The organism is Shewanella sp. TC10, from assembly GCF_009663145.1.
Classification (GTDB): Bacteria; Pseudomonadota; Gammaproteobacteria; order Enterobacterales; family Shewanellaceae; genus Shewanella.
Genome location: NZ_VKHR01000019.1, coordinates 60,980 through 79,514 on the forward strand (window position 1 = coordinate 60,980; position 18,535 = coordinate 79,514).

The following is an 18,535-nucleotide window of genomic DNA, read 5'->3' on the forward strand; positions in this document are numbered from 1 at the left end:
AGGTCGATATGGAAGTACAGCACATTGTCATAATTGGTGGTGGAACAGCTGGATGGCTAGCGGCAAACCATATCGGAAAAGCTGCACAATTACTTCCAAATGTGAAAGTGACATTAATTGAGTCTCCCGATATCCCAACTATAGGTGTCGGCGAAGGAACAGTACCTGCAATTAAACAGTCATTACAAAGCTTTGGTATTCGAGAAACGGACTTTATTCGAGATTGTGATGTCAGTTTTAAGCAATCAATTAAGTTTTGTAATTGGCTCGACAAGCACAAACATGGCGACAACAACAGCTACCATCACTTATTCGATGTTCCAAGTCCGCTGGGTACAGATTTAACACCGCACTGGTTAAATCAGTTTGCTAAGCAGCCTAATGCTATTCCGGCTTATTCTGAAATGGTATCGCCGCAACATTTTATTTGTGAAGCCTTAAAAGCACCTAAGTTAATCACGACTCCTGAGTATGGTGGAAAGGTCAGTTACGCTTATCATCTTAACGCGGCAAAATTTGCAAAACTATTGGCTAGTAACGCAACAAGTAAATTTGGCGTTACTCATCTTAAGGCCAATGTGCTTGATGCTGATTTAGATAATGAAGGAAATCTTACTGAGCTAAAAACAGATAAATTGGGTAACTTAGCATTCGACTTTTTTATTGATTGCAGTGGCTTTGAGTCAATTTTATTGGCGAAAAAACTACAAGTGCCTTTTGTCGATAAATCGAAACAATTATTTGTAAACAAGGCCATTGTCGCCCAAGTTCCAATTACAGAAGAACATGCCATTCCACCTTATACTATTGCCACTGCACATCAAGCAGGTTGGGTGTGGGACATTGCACTGCCTGAGAGGCGTGGAACGGGTTTTGTTTATTCAGACAACCATATGTCAGCTTCCCAAGCCGAGCAGAAGTTTAATCATTACCTTGGTGGTAAGTTGGATTCATTACCTCATCGGGAGATCCCGATGAAAGTGGGTTATCGAGAAAAATTTTGGTTCAAAAACTGTGTGGCATTAGGGCTTGCTCAAGGGTTTTTAGAGCCCATCGAAGCCACATCTATCCTATTGACCGATTTTGCAGCGAGTTACCTCGCTAAACGCTTACCACAAACAATGGCGCAAATGCCGGCGTTATCAGAGCGATTTAACGATACGATGACTTATGCGTGGGAGAGGGTGGTTGAGTTTGCCAAGTTACACTATTGTATTTCTGATAGGGTGGATGCCGATTTTTGGATTGATAACCGAAACCCTGAATCTATTCCAGCGTCATTAAAACAAAAGATGATGCTGTGGCAAAACTTTAGTCCACTGACTGATGACTTATTCTCGCGCTTTGAAGTGTTTAATATCGATAATTATTTGTATGTATTGTATGGGATGAAATATCGCACTCAAGACGCGGTAAATAGCGATTCATATAACCAACTTGCTTTAAAACAAGTGGCTCAGATCCAGAATATCGGTCAGGGGTTAGCTGCCGAATTACCTGAACATAGAGATTTATTAAATAAAATTAACCAGTTTGGCTTGAAAACAATCTAATAAGTCCCAATTACCTTATGTAGCTGGTGGTACTTTATTTCTCAATACGGTAACGTTAGCAACAGATAAATGATAGTGAATGGTTTACACATGGACATTCATTAAGTCGCTATTCATGCAGCATCATTTAAAAATTGTGGAATTACATTTTAATCTACAAGCGAAATTGTAAGACGGAAAATTAAACTAAAAGGGACTTGAATCCCAATTTATATTTTTATTGATTAGAAGCGCCTGAAGGAGCCAAGATGTCTAACCAAATTACGTTACTTGAACACGCAAAGCACGGTGATCTTAAAATTACACCATCAAGCTATGGTCATGTTGCCGACCAACATATTGTTCCAGTAACTTTGCATGAAATTGCTCGTGCAGCTACTGAATACCCTATTGTATTCGTAAAAAACAGTGACAACGGTGAGTTTCAAGCTGTTGCCATGCTAGGCTTAAAGCCAGGTCAAAACCTAAGTGTTAAAGACGGTAAGTGGCAAGGGCTATACATTCCTGCTGTTGTGCGTGACTACCCACTTGGATTAGTGCTAAACCCAGATGTTAAAGACAAAGTATGGATCGGTATTCGCGAAGAAGCAGCTGAAGTGAGCAAGACTGAAGGCCAAGCATTATTCGAAGGCGAGAAAGAAACTGAATACTTAGAAAACCGCAAGAAAGCGCTTATTGCTCATTTCGAGCAAGATCAAGCAAGCCGTAATATCTTAGGTTTCTTAGCAGAAAAAGAGTTACTGACTACTCAAACATTAACTGTTGATGTCGCTGGTGAAAAGCGCAATATCAATGGCCTATACTTGATTGATGAAGCTAAATTAAATGAGCTTTCTGATGAAGATTACTTAGAACTTAGAAAACGTGGTCTACTAGGTCCTATCTACGGTCACTTATCTTCACTAAACCAAGTAAACCGTTTAGCACGTACAGAGATCATGTCTAAAGCATAATCTTTAAAAGTGTAATACAAAGGCACTGTCACTCTCTTATTGAGGTACAGTGCTTTTTTATTGGCTTAATGCTGTAATTCTTGTTAGAAAAACAACTCTTTAGATAGCCGAATTCACGCTATTACTAATCATATTAAGCTTGCTTTAAGAATCGTAAATGTTTTAACTGACTGTTTTTAAATGCTTAAAACAATCATTGTTAAATAAGTGTATCCAATCGTCAAATAAATGTAGAAATCTTAAGTTTATTTCTGTAGATTATAAATGACAGCGTTGTCATCGCTTGTGTGATTCGTTGTTTTAAGGTCCACATGGATAAGGAAGAGGTCTTTTGTCCATGTTTTAATTGTATTTCGGTCGGGCGAAATGCAATTAATTTTTATACTTTTAGTCTCTCCCCAGAAACGAGTATAAGCTGGGTACATCCTATTGTTCCCAGCTATTTTTTTATCTGTCGTTAGCGAGTTATCTGACTACAGCTTTTAAAATATCTCAACAGTAAGTCAAGAATTGATAAGCTGAATAGGGAGTTTCACAGACTGTTCATGTCCAAGATAAGAATTTCAAATATTAATTGTTGCTTTAGGGATAAACTGAGGAATTTATGAAAAAGACCATCATCGCATCTGCTTTATTATTGTCACTTGGCCTAGCAGGTTGCCAGCATTCATCATCTGAAAGTGAGTCTACAAACACACAGCAAATTCCTACGGCTTCAGACATCGACTTGATAACTAAGCAAGGCAAATGGGATCAAGCATCTTTAAATAAATTCGCCCAAGATTTAAAAGTTACCTATCGCATGGTGTCCAATGTACCTGAAGAAGCTTGTGCACCTGGTCAGAAAGAAGAGCGCTGCTTTATTGCTGAAATAGATTTTATGAGCCCAGTAGGCAGCAATAATAGCAATTGGTCTATTTTTTATAGTCAAATGCGCCCTGTGCAAAAGGTGCTAACTCCTGAGTTTTCAATTAACCGTGTGCAGGGGGACTTACACCAAATCACCCCAACGGAAGCTTTTAAAGGCTTTTCAGCTGGTGAGGTTAAAACGCTGAAGTTTCGAGGTGAGTTGTGGCAATTATCTGAAACAGATCCTATGCCGAATTACTACATAGTGGTTGAAGGGCTTGAACCTGTTGTTATCGCGAGTACTAAAGTGAGTATCAACAGTGAAACTGGAATGGAGCAAAGACCCTATGTTGAAGCGTTTACAGATCCTAAAAGGCAATATCGCCGCACTGAAAACGACAAACTTGTTTGGGCTAAAGCCAATGTACTGTTTGATGAAAATCAACATGTTTCTTTAAGTGAAGAGCTTGCTGAAAACAGTATTATCCCTACACCCGCGTCTATTTCTGTTACTTCGGCTAACAAACCTGTGAATTTAGCCCAGGGTATTAGTATTAATTACAATCAAGTTAACCCTAAACATGTTGCAGCGGCTTTAGCGAGATTATCGCGTTTAGGTGTGACAGTGAGTGAAAACGGTGTGCCTTTAAATTTGATTACGGATAAAGAATTAACTACTGCTGGTAGCTATAAACTTGATATCAGTGACAAAAATATTACCATTTCAGCCGCAAATGATGCTGGCTTTTCATATGGCATAGCTTCAATAACAGCGCTTTTAGCGACTGATGATTTAACTGTAAATACCCTCAGTATATCTGATGCACCTCGATATGATTTTCGCGGTATGCACGTCGATGTCGCGAGAAACTTTCACAGTAAGCAAATGATATTAGATCTTATCGATCAAATGGCAGCCTATAAGCTTAACAAACTGCATTTGCATATGGCTGACGATGAGGGTTGGCGTCTAGAAATTGATGGCCTTCCTGAATTAACCGATATTGGCAGTAAACGTTGTCATGACTTAACCGAGACGAGGTGTTTGATCCCGCAGTTAGGTAGTGGTCCTTTTGCTGATACTAAAGTTAACGGCTTTTACAGCAAAGCTGATTATATAGAGATTTTACAATATGCCACAGCACGTCAAGTTGAAGTGATTCCATCAATGGACATGCCTGGGCATTCACGCGCGGCAATAAAGTCAATGGATGCGAGATATCGTAAATTTATTGCAGCAGGGGATACGGCTGCTGCAAATGAATTCTTACTCTCAGATGCTGAAGATAAAACCATTTATTCATCGGTTCAATATTACAGTGATAACACGTTAAACGTATGTATGGAGTCGACTTTCAATTTTGTCGATAAAGTGATTAGTGAAATAGCGAAACTGCATCAACAAGCTAATCATCCGTTACATCGATACCATATAGGCGCAGATGAAACCGCGGGCGCTTGGAAGCAATCACCACAATGCCTCTCCTTCATTGAGAATAATGATAAAGGCGTTTCTTCGTTGGATGATTTAGGGGCTTACTTTATCGAGCGATTATCTAATTCATTAGCTGCTAAGGGCATTGAACCGGCAGGTTGGAGTGATGGCATGAGCCATACTAACCCTTCAAATATGCCTGCTAAAAGTCAAAGTAACATTTGGGATGTTATATCTCATGGTGGTTATAAATTTGCGCACACTCAGGCTAATTTAGGCTGGAATGCTGTGTTATCAACGCCTGAGGTGCTTTATTTTGATTTCCCTTATGAAGCCGATCCTAAAGAGCATGGCTATTACTGGGCGGGTAGAGCGCAAAATAGTCAAAAAATATTTAACTTTATGCCTGATAATTTGCCAGCAAATGCTGAGCAGTGGACAGATATCGAAGGGAATGCGTTTACAGCAGATGACACCATCAAGCTTGATGAAGCGGGTCAAGTCATCTCACAGCCTTTGAAGAAAGGTAATGGCTTTAGTGGTATTCAGGGACAAATCTGGAGCGAGACGATACGTAGTGATGATGTCGCTGAATATATGATGTATCCGAGAGTATTAATGCTGGCTGAAAAAGCGTGGCATAAAGCGCAGTGGGAAGTGCCATATCAATACCAAGGTGCAGTTTATAACCAAGAGTCTGGTTACTTTACTGCCGAAATGCGTCAGCATCAGCAACAGCAATGGAATGGACTCGCGAATACACTTGGTCACAAAGAGTTAGCTAAACTGGATAAAGCTAACATTGCTTACCGTATACCGACGGTAGGGGCTAAAATCATTGATGGGAAGTTACACGCTAATGTTGCATTTCCAGGTTTACAGATTGAGTATCGAGATGAAGCAAGTTCATGGACTCAATTTACTAAGCCGATAGAGGTAAGCGGTAAAGTTGAAGTGCGTGCTATAGCCCCTGACGGAAACAGAAAAGGTAGAAGCTTGAGTTTATAAGCAAGTTCCACCTTAGCAAAAATTATCATAAGGCGTTAAACACATTGTTAACGCCTTTTTTGTATCAAAATTGTCATGTATTCCTTATATGGCGTCAATTATTTTTAGCTCAGTAAGTATTTAAAAACAGTGCCTTATAGGTAATTTGATTTTGTTTTATCGTTCTTAGTTAAAAAGTAAATGACAACGCTGTCATTTGTGGTGTAACATAAAGTTAACTTATTCAATAGGCCAGCAATAGCGTGAGTTTTATTCGAATACGAACGTTTTTTAAACTTGCTTACTACGGCTTAAATAGAAGAGATAAGAGGGATGTCATGGGCGTTAACCTGCAAAATGAATCACAGCTTTTTATTGGCATCGATGGTGGTGGCAGTAAATGCCGCGCAACAATTTTTTGTCCTCAAAGAGGCGTACTAGGAACAGGTGTTGCTGGGCGCGCTAATCCTTTACATGGTCTCGAACAAACATTCGAGTCAATTCTTGCTTCAACTCAGTTAGCGATTACTGATGCCAAACTTAATGCCGAAGATGTGCAAACATTAGTTGCGGGCTTAGGTTTAGCTGGCGTTAATGTGCCGCGTTTATTTGAACTGGTTAGTCAGTGGCAGCATCCCTTTGCAAAAATGTATCTCACTACCGATTTGCATGCTGCCTGTATCGGAGCTCATGAAGGCAACGACGGTGCAGTCATTATCACAGGAACAGGCTCTTGTGGTTATGCGCATGTTGGCAGTCAAAGTTTATTGATTGGTGGTCATGGTTTTGCCTTAGGAGATAAAGGCAGTGGGGCTTGGTTGGGTCAGCAAGCTGCTGAACATGTGTTACTGAGTCTAGATGGTTTTGCTGAACATACAGGATTAACGCAGCCGATATTGGATCATTTCAACGTGACTGATGCTATGGGAATTGTAGAAAACCTAGCTGGGCAATCTTCGAGTACTTATGCCAAATTAGCTCGCATTGTATTGGAGCAGGCTGAGTTGGGTGACGCTGTAGCCGTGAGCATTGTAAAGCAAGGGGCTGAATATATTAGTGCAATGGCACGAAAGCTATTTGCTATACAGCCAACGCGATTTTCAATGATCGGAGGTTTAGCTGAACCATTAAGTCCATGGCTTGACGATGATGTTGCCGCGAGAGTTGAACTGGCAATGTCTCCGCCTGAAATTGGAGCAATACTGTTTGCTCGACAAGAATTTGCTCAACAAGAATAAGCTCAACAAGAATAAGCCTAACAAGAGGTTGGTCAACATTAATTTAGCTAAAAGTCATCTTTGCTAAAAGTCACTTTAGATAAAGCATATAAAGCACATAAAGCATCCAGTAACCAGTTTGGTTGTTACCGAACTTATTAATTTCTAAACATCAGCGAGATGCCAGTAAGTATCTTGCTAACAACATTGATAGGGTTAAACCAATGACAGATACAATTATGGAGCTTGAAGCTCGCTCAGCCCCTCAAAAAATTGCTGAACAACTTGCTGCCAATGCAGGTTTAACAAAAGAATTGGGCGAAAAGCTTCGCGCTTTTAAGCCTAAATTTGTAATGATTGTGGGTCGTGGTTCATCAGATCACGCAGGTGTTTTTGCTAAGTACTTATTTGAAATTGAAGTGGGTATTCCGACATTTGCAGCAGCTCCTTCTGTTGCCAGTGTTTATGGTAAAAGTCTTCAGCTTGAAGGTGGCTTGGTGATTGTGATTTCACAGTCAGGTCGTAGTCCAGATATTTTAGCCCAAGCTAGAATGGCAAAAAGTGCTGGTGCTTTCTGTGTCGCGCTTGTGAACGATGAAACTGCTCCTATCAAGGATATTGTTGATGTTGTTTTACCACTGCGAGCGGGTGAAGAGAAAGCAGTTGCAGCAACTAAAAGTTATTTAGCCACTTTATCTGCGATTGTTCAATTAACCGCTGAGTGGACACAAAGTGAATCGCTCGCTGCAGCTGTTGATTCCATGCCTTCTGCATTGCAAACCGCTGTTGATTCAGAGCCACAATTAACACCAGAGTCATTAGAGGGCGTTAATAACCTAGTGGTACTAGGCCGAGGCCTTGGTTATGCCGTGACTAAAGAAATTGCCCTTAAGATGAAAGAAGTCTGCTCAATTCATGCTGAATCGTTCAGTAGTGCAGAGTTCTTACATGGGCCAGTTACACTGGTTGAGAAAAAACTCGCTATTGTCGATGCGTGCATTAATGATGAATCTTTTGAAAGTCATGTTGAGCAAATTGACAATGTGACTCAGCGTGGTGCTGATTTAGTACATTTGAACCAAACGTCGACAGAAATTCATCCTCGAGTTGCGCCACTTGCACTACTACAGCGCTTTTATATTGATGTTGCAGCGGTCGCGGTTGCACGTGGTATTGACCCAGATCAGCCAGAAGGACTTAAAAAAGTCACTCAAACGCTTTAACTTAATAAACGGCTATTTGAGTAGCCACTTAAGCGTAATTTAATTTTATCAGTATTTAGCATCAGCATTTTGCCCCAGTACTGTTTAGTTGTTAAGAGAGACATTATGAAGCAAACCCTAATTGTAGATAAATATTTCGATGGTCAGCAGTTCAAGCAACGCGCTGCAATTACTGTTGAACATGGTGTTATTACAGCGATTAATGCCATTGATGAACAAGGTCTGGATCTACAATTTGTTGATGAAGAGGCATTAGAAAACGTGCTTCATTTACAAGGCGCTTTAGTGCCGGGGTTTGTTGATGTTCAGGTTAATGGTGGCGGCGGAGCTTTATTTAATGCTGATCCAACTCTTGAGTGTATAAAAACCATTGGCCGAGCGCATGCCCAATTCGGTACAACGGGTTTTTTGCCGACTTTGATAACCGATCAAGTCGAAGTCATGGCTTTGGCAGCCGATGCTGTTGCACAGGCAATTAAAAGCAATGCAGCAGGTGTGCTTGGGATCCACTTTGAAGGCCCACACCTTAGTGTGCCGAAAAAGGGGGTTCACCCTCAATCATTCATTCGCAGCATTTCGGATGAAGAACTCAGCATTTTTTCGAGAAAAGATTTAGGCCTTAAAGTCGTTACGTTAGCACCAGAAAATGTCTCAGTTGACGTGATTAAAACCTTAGTCGCCAATGACGTTAAGGTTTGTTTAGGTCATTCAAATGCTGACTATGAAACTGTTGTTGCAGCGCTAGATGCTGGTGCAGACGGATTCACTCATTTATTTAATGCAATGTCGGGTTTTGGTTCAAGGGAGCCTGGAATGGTCGGTGCGGCACTTGAAAGCGAACAAGCTTGGTGTGGACTTATCGTTGATGGTCATCATGTTCATAGTGCTACAGCAAAAATAGCAATTAAGGTAAAACCGCAAGGCAAGGTGATGTTAGTCACAGATGCTATGCCTCCTGTAGGTATGGATGAAAATGCTAGTTTCGAGTTGTTTGGCACTGAAGTGGTTAGGCAAGGTGATAGGCTTAATGCAAAATCAGGCGAACTTGCAGGTTGCGTTTTAGACATGGTGGGGGCAGTTAACAATAGCGTCAATATGTTAGGTTTACCTCATGAGGAAGCGCTAAGAATGGCATCTCTTTACCCTGCTCAATACTTAAATATACAAACCCTCGGTAAAATCGAAGTCGGTCAACAAGCTGATTTTGTGCTGCTAAATTCACAAAATATTGTCAGTCAAACTTATATCAAGGGTGAGTTGATCTATACAAGCTCAACTTACTCAAAGCAGGTTTAAAGAGATGGTGAGTAAAGCAGAAAACCGAACTGATACACTTAATTCCCTCGACAAGGCTAAAGCCCCAGGTGATAAGCCTGCTAAAAAACGGCTTATGTCACTTGATGCATTACGTGGTTTTGACATGTTTTGGATACTAGGGGGAGAAGGGATATTTGCTGCATTATTAGTGTTAACAGGCTGGAGTGGCTGGCAATGGTTTGATGGTCAAATGCATCATAGCCAATGGCACGGTTTTACTTTTTACGATGTTATCTTCCCTTTATTCATTTTCTTATCTGGCGTTGCTCTGGGTTTATCGCCTAAAAGGTTAGATAAATTACCTGTCGCCCAGCGTACTCCTTTATATCGTCATGCATTCAAACGTTTAGGGTTATTGATTTTACTTGGTGTGCTTTACAACCATGGGTGGGGAACGGGAGCACCGTTAGACCCTGAACAAGTTAGATATGCGAGCGTGTTAGCAAGGATTGGTTTTGCTTGGTTTATTGGCGCAATGCTTGTTTGGCATACCAGCTTACGCGTACAAATTTTTAGTGCTGTGGCAATATTAATCGGATATGGATTACTGCAGTTATTCATGCCTTTCCCAAATGGGCAAGCAGGGCAGTTTACTCAAACAGCTAGTATTAACGCTTATATCGACACTTTATTGCTACCGGGTATTTCTTATCAAAATCGTCCACTAGATCCAGAGGGAATATTGTCGACTATACCAGCTGTGGTAAATGGGCTCATCGGCGTTTTTGTAGGGCAGTTTTTAGTTAAAGAGCAACAAGCGCTAAGTAAATTATCTGGCGAATGGTTTAAGGTTCTGTGTCTGTCTTTGGTTGGCGTTATATGTGTTGGGTTAGGTTGGCTTGTCGATATAGTCATTCCGGTTAACAAAGATCTTTGGACCAGCAGTTTCGTATTAGTAACTTCTGGCTGGAGTATTGTTCTACTTGCCATATTTTATGCATTAGTTGATGTTCTCAAGTGGCAGAAGTGGGCCTTCGTTTTTGTGGTGATTGGAACTAATGCCATTATTATTTACCTTGCTTCAAGCTTAATGAATTGGCAGTACTTTGCGCAGAGTTTATTTGGTGGTGTAGTCAATGCAGCCCCAGAAAGCTGGCAATCATTACTTGCAGTCATCAGTTTAGTTGCGGTGCAATGGTTAGCGCTATTATGGTTGCACCAGCGAAAGATTTTTATTCGAATTTAAAAGTAACCACTAGGGCTTGTTGATTTTTAAGGTTGTTTTTGCAGCCAAGAACAACGGAGCTTAGTTGTAAGTGTTTGGCTTGTTGAGGATTTATCAGGCCTGATTGTTCACTTGTTATGGTTGTACCAGTTAACGGAATGACAGCGTTGTCTTTGTGGTGTTTATGTTTTAACATGAAATGCGTATTTACTATGAAATGAATTAACAATTCGGCATCATAGTGATGCTAAAACCTCAATAACAATAAGACTCATATGGGGCAATATTCTTAGATTATTGCCAGAAATTAATGACAATAAGAAGCAGGTTTATGGATACTACAATGAATAACAGTCAGCAAAAAAGCAGTGTACTGCCAATGGCGATTGTCGCCATTCTCTTTTTCGTACTCGGTTTTGCGACTTGGTTAAACGGCTCATTAATGCCGTATCTGAAACAAATTCTTCAACTCAGCCCTTTTCAAGCCTCGCTTATTTTATTCTCTTTTTATATTGCGGTAACGTTTACAGCACTGCCTTCTGCTTGGGTTATCCGTAAAGTGGGGTACAAATCAGGAATGGCACTGGGTATGGGGATTATGATGGTGGCAGGTTTACTATTTATACCAGCTGCTAAAACCCAAATATTTCCTTTGTTTTTGTTAGCGCAATTAGTCATGGGAACAGGGCAAACTCTGCTGCAAACAGCAGTGAACCCTTATGTGGTTCGTTTAGGACCTGAAGAGTCAGCTGCCGCTCGTGTCAGCGTAATGGGAATACTCAATAAAGGTGCTGGTGTTATTGCTCCTATGGTGTTTACAGCGCTAATTTTAGACAGCTTTAAAGATCGCGTTGGCACTACACTGACTCAAATACAAATCGATGAAATGGCAAACAGCCTAATTTTGCCTTACTTAGGTATGGCAATATTTATCGGTATATTAGCTTTTGCAGTAAAGAAGTCACCATTGCCAGAACTTGAGCAAGAAGAAGATGAAGCTTCTGAAAAGGGTCAGATCAAAGAAGCGCTGGCTAAACCTAATCTCGCTTTAGGTGTGGTTGCGTTATTTGTTTATGTTGCTGTTGAAGTGATAGCTGGCGATACCATTGGGACTTATGCATTAACCTTGGGTGTTGAAAACTATGGCGTAATGACCTCCTATACCATGATATGTATGGTTATAGGTTATACCTTAGGTATCATTTGTATTCCACGCTTTATCTCGCAACCTAACGCATTACTTATTAGTGCAATTCTAGGTGTACTCTTATCCTTGGGTATTGTTTTTGGCGACAGTGAATCTTTTGTTATCGCTAATATGATTTTAGTACCGTTTGGCGGGGCAGAGTTGCCTGATACTTTACTATTGATTGCTTTCTTAGGATTAGCTAACGCGATTGTTTGGCCAGCTGTTTGGCCTTTGGCGCTATCGGGTATGGGTAAACTAACTAGTACTGGTTCAGCGCTGCTCATTATGGGTATTGCTGGTGGAGCATTTGGCCCTGTGTTCTGGGGACTGACGAGCTCTGCAACTTCTTTAGGCATGCAGGGCGGATACTTAGTGATGATCCCCTGTTACTTGTTTATCTTATTTTACGCCGTGAAAGGTTATAAAATGACAAGCTGGGGCAATTAGTCACCAAGCTTGCAAAACGCAAGGTTATGAACCCTTTATTAACACCTTCAAGCCATCTGGTTTGAAGGTGTTTTAGTATCGACATTGGTATTGATCCAAAATCAGAAAGGGTAAATTTTTTCGTTAATCCTTTTGTGGTTCATTTTGTGGTTCATATTCCACCTCAATTCCTCCACGGCCTTATTGCTTACAGGAGGCCAGCTTATCTAACTCGACGCAAGCTTGTTAACCTTGAACACATCAACCCTCATAGTCATTCAATGAGTGGAGTAGTAAGAGCAGGTTACAAACCATTACCTCCTTCTTTAAGTTTTGCTTATTAATCAGGCTTTGATTTACCGCTAAAAGCTGCGATATATCATCCCCTTATCTGCAACTTTTTATAAAATTTGCGAAATATACAAAATGTAACAACCTTTTTTTGACTTGTTTATCACTTCTAAAAAATTATTTTCAATAAATATTAAATTGCTGAACTCAAAGTTTTGGTTGAAAAGTGAACGTATTTGGTTTGTTTTTTAGGCTTGGGTATTAGATTTATATAATTTACATATTATTTACTTTTTTGAATTTGCAATAAATTTTTAAAATTAACTTGGCCTGTTTTTTATAACTACCAGTTTTTTAATAAATATAAATTAATAATTCACACCTTGTTTTATATTTAAAACAATTAGCGAGTTATAGTTTAGATGTTACTTACTTTGCGTTTTGCTGATACAAAATACACGCATCTGCTTTATCGTTAACAGAGTGACTCTAAATTGTAACTTGCTATAGTTAATTTGCTTACATATTATTGCGAAGTTGATTTATATGGTCTTTTTGTGACAAAAAAGTAAAGGCTTCACGTTTCCCTTTCTGTTGTTGGGGGCTTATTTAGTCGTTAAATTGATTTATTTATAGTCAGATTTATTTTATTCAAATTTAGTTTTGAAGTTGGATTTGATTTTATAAAAATTATTTTAATAAGTTTGTTTGCTTTTAAATTTTGCCACTTAACATCTTTATAACTTTTGAGGTCTGTAGAGTTCGCTATTTAATTTTAAATGGTGTCCGGCCTTCTTATGTTCCAATAAATTAACCTCACATAATTAATTATAAAGTCAGAATTCAGCCAATAATTAAAGGCTGTACTTTACTAATGGAAATAAATGCGATGCTTAAAAAAACAACTGTTGCAATCGCTCTTGCCTCTCTATTTTGTGTTAATGCAGCCAGTGCTGTGACATTACATGAAGAGGATAATGGAGATTATATTAGCCTGTATGGTGAAGTGGGTGTAGGTGGTCATTTTGGTACCAATGCCGATTACAACCATGATGAGTTTTACGATACCAAAGGGTATGTAGATGACAGCTTTGCTACTTTAGGGGTTAAGGGACAAAGGCAGCAATATATCTATCGATTAGAACTCGATTATCAGCGAAGAAACTGGCTAGGTGGTGATGGTGAGTTTGAACTCGCTATCGACAAAATGTATGTCGGTTATATATTCGATGACAACCATTGGATAGAACTTGGTTTAACAGATACTGCATTTGATGAATATGATCATTATGGTGACTTTACCTTCAATAAATCAGTTGAAACTGGTGAAGCAGGTGATCAAGAAAACACTGTTAAGTATGAAGCTAAGTTTGAAAACCTATTTTATGGTGTTTCTTACTCTTACGAAGGCGAGCATAAGAATGGTTCTCCTCAAGGTGACATCGTAAACGGTTATGTTGGCTGGAAGACTGATTTTATTTCAGTGGTAGCGGGTGTTGAAACACGTGGTGGTTCAGAAGGTGAGTCTAAATATGGTGAGCAAAAACTTGCAGGTTTAGGCATGCGAGTATATATCACTCCTGATTTCGCTCTAGGTTTTAATGGCTTCATTGAAGATGAAGATCTTTCAACTCGTGAAAGTGGCGATGTTCATTTAGCTTACGAAACTTTCCGCAATTACGGCCTTACCCTCAGTAGTAAATATGATCTCAATGAATCTTGGGAAATTATCGCATCAGTTAACCATGAAGAATATGAAGGTTGGGATGTAGAGAGTCCGAACTATGACTATAGCGAGCTACCTTCTGAGTACGGAAAAGATCGTCGCTGGGGCAGTGTTGGTTTTAACTACCGTCCAGCAAAAGACATTGTATTGTCAGTTGAAGGCCGTGTTGGTGAAGCTCCAGAAGCAGCTTACGCCTACGCTCGCATGTACTTCTAGTTTCATTCTAAGTTGAATAATTAATCGAGTTTACTATGAAGAAAAGTTTCCTTTCGCTAGCTATAGCTAGCATTATCAGTACTGGCGCAAGCGCTGCGGTCAATGACTTACTGATCACCGAAATGGTACAAAAAGATTACGGAGCCGAATTGGGTTCTGTTGAAATTACCAATACTCACGCAACTGACGCATTTACGTTTACAGATGATACTGCTGCGTTCATATGGGGTAACGGTAAGTACGAAAATCAAATGTTAAATGCCAGTGGCCAGCCTATTTTAACGGGTTCTGTTATTGAGCCTGGTAAGTCTTTAGTTGTAATTAACAGCGCAGCAAGCGATGAGTATAAGCAAACTATCACCGATAATGGTGGTGCTTATGTCATTGGTGAAGGCGACCCTAACACCAGTTATACCGATTTTTACTTAAGCGGTAATGATGGTTTCTACATTAAAAATGGTAATGACATTATCGACCGTGTCGGGGCAGCTGATAACACTAGTGTTTGGGCGCCAGATACGACTTTACGTCGCCGGATGAATACAGAAGGTAATGCACCTGCACAGAGTGCTAGTTTTAATGCCTCACAATGGGAAGTGATCAGCCCACTAGATACATCAACAGTAGGCATGCCAAATCTTGCAGAGTCTTATGTGCCATTTGTTTGTGCTGACCTAACGATGATCAGTGAAATTCAAGGTACTGGTAGCTCTTCTCCTTTAGTTGGTGAAAGTGTTGCAGTACAAGGTGTTGTAACTGCAGTTGTGAGTTTACCTAAGAAGGGGTTCTACTTACGTGATGAGGTTTCTGATGGGAACCCGTTAACATCAGACGGTATATTTGTTGAAAGTGGTAGTGCAGATGGTCAGCTTGTTGGCCGCACAGTGTGCTTGGGAAGCGAAGTTGCTGAAAGTTACGGTCAAACACAATTAGCTGCTGATACTTGGGAAGTTACCAATAGCGAATATACAGCAACTGTAGCGACTAATATTGAAGTGCTTGAGTCTGATAATGGCTCTTTTGCAACGACGCTTGAGCGTTATGAAGGCATGCTAGTTAACTTACCAGAAGATATGAATCAGCTGGAAGAAGGTGAGCAAAACATGCGTGTTTCGCGAAGCTTTAGTTTTAACTATGATAGCTTCCGTAATAACATGACTTTGGCTTATATGCGTCCAAATATGCAGCCAAATCAGCTTAATGTCGCAGGAAGCCCAGAGTCTGTTGCAGCAGCTGAGCAAAATGATGATTACCGTTTAGTGATTGAAAGTTCATCTTTAGCTGCTAATGGAGAAATTCCTTATTATCCTAATTTTGGCATCGCACCTGAAAACAATTACATTCGAATCGATGACAGTGTAATCGGAATGGAAGGGGTGATTAATTACAGCTTTGGTGATTACAGCTTAACTGTAACCAATGAGCTGACCAGCGATAACTTTGTCCATAATCTACCAAGAACCGATAGCCCTGACCTAGATGAAACAGTCGCAGAGGATCACTTTGCTATTCGTGTAGCAAGCCAAAACTTATTCAATTACTTTAACTCTCCGTTTGGTGGTGACCAGAACCAGTTTGGTCAAAGCCGTGGTGCTGACACTTATGACGAGTTTATTCAGCAAAAAACCAAATTAGTCGAAGCAATACGTGCGCTTGATGCCGATGTGGTTGGTTTGATGGAAATGGAGAATAATGGTTTCGGTCTTAAAAGTGCGATAGCTGATCTCGTTAATGAAGTGAATGTTTACTATAACGATGAGTACGCAGATAACTTTGATAAGCCATATTCTACTGAGAACCGTTATGTGTTTGTAGGTTTTGATCACAATGGCAATCAAGTTCTTGATGAGCTTGATTCATTGGGATCTGATGCAATTGCTACAGGTATTATTTATCGTCCGAGTAAGTTAAGCATTGAAAGAACCCGTGTTGTGACTATGCCACAACAAAAAGCACCGACTATTGTCAACGACAATAATGAGGTGATTAAAGACAATAATGATGAAATCTTAGAAAGTGGTCAGAACTATCATCGCGATGCATTAGTTGCTACTTTCTTCGTGAATCAAACTGGTAAGCGATTAACCTTAGCTGTTAACCATTTCAAATCTAAAGGCTCAACTTGTTGGGAAGACTGGCAGGGTGTTGAGTTTGGTAACGCGACTAAATGGACTGAAGATGCACCTGATCTTGATTTCCAAGGCTCATGTGCAGAGTTCCGTATCTCTGGCGCGGTTCAATTGGGCGAAGAATTAAAATCAGTAGAAGGTGATACGATCATCTTAGGTGATTTAAACGCTTATGCTCAAGAAGATCCATTGTTAGTGTTAACCGAAAACCCGCGTAACAAGACGCTTACGACCGCGAGTCATACCTTTATTGGTAGTAAGCCACAGTTCAACACTGATGGTTCGCCAACATCTATTACTCACAGCTACGGTTACATCGATATCGTATCGAAAGTATTTGCTGAGAAGGGTAAAACGCCTTGGAGTTATTCATTTAATGATGAGGTTGGCTCTTTGGACCATATCCTAATTTCTCCATCACTTGAAAATCGTGTGGTTGATGCGGCTGATTGGCACATTAATGCTGCTGAGTCGAACCTGTTCGATTACAACAATGAGTATAAAGGTGATTACGACAACTTAGTTAATAAGTTCTACGCAGAAGATCATTTCCGCTCGTCAGATCATGATCCAGCATTGGTTTCGTTAAGTTACCTCCCAGGTGAAGCTGATTCAAACACGCCTGTTTATCTCACTAACCTTAATAAACTGATGAAAGTGCCGTATCAGATCCCTGAGGCTGCTGGCGCGATGGCTGGTGATGTAGCCAAAATCAAGCTTACGCCAAAAGATGATGATGCCCAATTGGATTTGAGCCAATTAGTTGAGCCAAATGTGGTGTTAACTCAAGACGGTGCAACATTAGTGAACTTCGAAGTCTTTGGTGCGCCATCGGCAAGGTATACAGCCAAAGTATCACTTGAACGTGATGGTAATACTGTTGAAGGTTCAAGTATTTCACTGGATATTAAAGTGTCTAGTCGTGATGCACTTGTTGCTGAAATCGTTGAAGAAAAACACGATGGCAGTGGTGGCAGTACCGGGCTATTGAGTCTTCTTGGTTTATTTGGTTTTGCAGCGCTGCGCCGCCGCAATCAAAAATAAGTTCAACCCCAGGTGAGGTGTTAGCTCAGGCTACACCTCACCACCTAACAATAAGATAAGACTATGAATAATAAAATTAACGCAGTCGCCAAGGCAGTTACCCTATTGCTAGCAACAGCGTCTACAGCTGCACATGCTGATCTGGTCATTACTGAATACGTAGAAGGCGGTGGTAGTAATAAAGCCATCGAAATATCTAATCTTGGTGACAGTAATATTGATCTTGATGCGGCGCAATATGCAATTTCGCTGTATTCAAATGGCTCTACTGAAGCCGGTAATTCATCGATACTCACTGGAACTTTAGCCCCAGGTAGCAGCATTGTTTATCATAATGGCAGTGCTGATGATGCCTTTAAAGTGGGGATTGAATCAACAGTCACTTATTTTAATGGTGATGACGCTTTACTGCTAACTAAAGACGGTGTTGTCATCGACCGCTTTGGTAAGCTTGGTGAAGATCCTGGATCTGAATGGACCGACGCTAATGATGCTAATTTCTCTACTAAAGATAAAACCTTAAGACGTAAGGCCAGCATCACAACAGGTGACACTAACGCATCTGGAGACTTCCCAGGCACTGATAATCAATGGGTCGTGTTTGATAAAGACACAAGTGACGGTCTAGGTTGTCCTGGTGAAGGCGCTTGTACCGCTGAACCTGGTGTATTATTGATCACCGAATATGTTGAAGGTGGTGGCAGTAACAAAGCGGTTGAAGTTTCAAACGTTGGTGGTGGTGATATTGATTTAGACGCTGCTGTGTATACATTAAGTCTTTATTCTAATGGCAGCATCAGTGCTGCCATTAGAAT

General features: G+C 40.4%; 11 protein-coding genes. All 11 read left to right on the forward strand.

Translation table 11 applies throughout. From position 1 onward, the window contains the following. Positions 1–8: 8 nt before the first annotated feature. Positions 9–1,553 carry a tryptophan halogenase family protein gene (locus tag FNZ24_RS08840; RefSeq protein ID WP_153914116.1) on the forward strand — a complete coding sequence of 515 codons (1,545 nt, stop codon included), beginning with the start codon at positions 9–11 and terminating at the stop codon, positions 1,551–1,553. 248 nt (positions 1,554–1,801) lie between these two features. Further along, on the forward strand, positions 1,802–2,506 hold the full coding sequence (locus FNZ24_RS08845) for a SapC family protein (protein ID WP_153914117.1): 705 nt from the start codon (positions 1,802–1,804) through the stop codon (positions 2,504–2,506). A gap of 604 nt (positions 2,507–3,110) precedes the next feature. Continuing rightward, on the forward strand, positions 3,111–5,798 hold the full coding sequence (locus FNZ24_RS08850; protein WP_153914118.1) for a family 20 glycosylhydrolase: 2,688 nt from the start codon (positions 3,111–3,113) through the stop codon (positions 5,796–5,798). Between the two features lie 317 nt (positions 5,799–6,115). Further along, entirely contained in the window at positions 6,116–7,015 is a 900-nt protein-coding gene (nagK, locus tag FNZ24_RS08855; RefSeq protein ID WP_153914119.1) for an N-acetylglucosamine kinase, read from the forward strand. Between the two features lie 203 nt (positions 7,016–7,218). After that, on the forward strand, positions 7,219–8,217 hold the full coding sequence (gene nagB-II / locus FNZ24_RS08860; protein ID WP_153914120.1) for a glucosamine-6-phosphate deaminase NagB-II: 999 nt from the start codon (positions 7,219–7,221) through the stop codon (positions 8,215–8,217). A 105-nt stretch (positions 8,218–8,322) separates the two neighbouring features. Further along, positions 8,323–9,513, forward strand: coding sequence for an N-acetylglucosamine-6-phosphate deacetylase (nagA, locus tag FNZ24_RS08865; RefSeq protein WP_153914121.1), 1,191 nt, complete (start codon positions 8,323–8,325; stop codon positions 9,511–9,513). Positions 9,514–9,607: 94 nt separating this feature from the next. After that, positions 9,608–10,720, forward strand: a complete 1,113-nt coding sequence (gene nagX, locus FNZ24_RS08870; RefSeq protein ID WP_228768425.1) for a transmembrane glucosamine N-acetyltransferase NagX — start codon at positions 9,608–9,610, stop codon at positions 10,718–10,720. Positions 10,721–11,030: 310 nt separating this feature from the next. Further along, a complete protein-coding gene (gene nagP, locus FNZ24_RS08875) occupies positions 11,031–12,335 on the forward strand; it encodes an N-acetylglucosamine MFS transporter NagP (protein WP_153914123.1) in 1,305 nt (434 codons plus the stop codon). A gap of 1,159 nt (positions 12,336–13,494) precedes the next feature. Next, positions 13,495–14,547: a porin gene (locus FNZ24_RS08880; RefSeq protein WP_153914124.1), complete on the forward strand. Its 1,053-nt coding sequence runs from the start codon at positions 13,495–13,497 to the stop codon at positions 14,545–14,547. Positions 14,548–14,582: 35 nt separating this feature from the next. Beyond that, on the forward strand, positions 14,583–17,720 hold the full coding sequence (locus FNZ24_RS08885; RefSeq protein ID WP_153914125.1) for an ExeM/NucH family extracellular endonuclease: 3,138 nt from the start codon (positions 14,583–14,585) through the stop codon (positions 17,718–17,720). A 63-nt stretch (positions 17,721–17,783) separates the two neighbouring features. Continuing rightward, a partial coding sequence (locus tag FNZ24_RS08890; RefSeq protein WP_194945023.1) for a lamin tail domain-containing protein occupies positions 17,784–18,535 on the forward strand: 752 nt, incomplete at its 3' end.

What these genes read in the sequence shown, in the direction of transcription:
- FNZ24_RS08840 (WP_153914116.1), top strand. Translation starts at nt 9, where the DNA reads ATGGAAGTACAGCACATTGTCATAATTGGTGGTGGAACAGCTGGATGG.
- FNZ24_RS08845 (WP_153914117.1), top strand. Translation starts at nt 1,802, where the DNA reads ATGTCTAACCAAATTACGTTACTTGAACACGCAAAGCACGGTGATCTT.
- FNZ24_RS08850 (WP_153914118.1), top strand. Translation starts at nt 3,111, where the DNA reads ATGAAAAAGACCATCATCGCATCTGCTTTATTATTGTCACTTGGCCTA.
- nagK (WP_153914119.1), top strand. Translation starts at nt 6,116, where the DNA reads ATGGGCGTTAACCTGCAAAATGAATCACAGCTTTTTATTGGCATCGAT.
- nagB-II (WP_153914120.1), top strand. Translation starts at nt 7,219, where the DNA reads ATGACAGATACAATTATGGAGCTTGAAGCTCGCTCAGCCCCTCAAAAA.
- nagA (WP_153914121.1), top strand. Translation starts at nt 8,323, where the DNA reads ATGAAGCAAACCCTAATTGTAGATAAATATTTCGATGGTCAGCAGTTC.
- nagX (WP_228768425.1), top strand. Translation starts at nt 9,608, where the DNA reads ATGTCACTTGATGCATTACGTGGTTTTGACATGTTTTGGATACTAGGG.
- nagP (WP_153914123.1), top strand. Translation starts at nt 11,031, where the DNA reads ATGGATACTACAATGAATAACAGTCAGCAAAAAAGCAGTGTACTGCCA.
- FNZ24_RS08880 (WP_153914124.1), top strand. Translation starts at nt 13,495, where the DNA reads ATGCTTAAAAAAACAACTGTTGCAATCGCTCTTGCCTCTCTATTTTGT.
- FNZ24_RS08885 (WP_153914125.1), top strand. Translation starts at nt 14,583, where the DNA reads ATGAAGAAAAGTTTCCTTTCGCTAGCTATAGCTAGCATTATCAGTACT.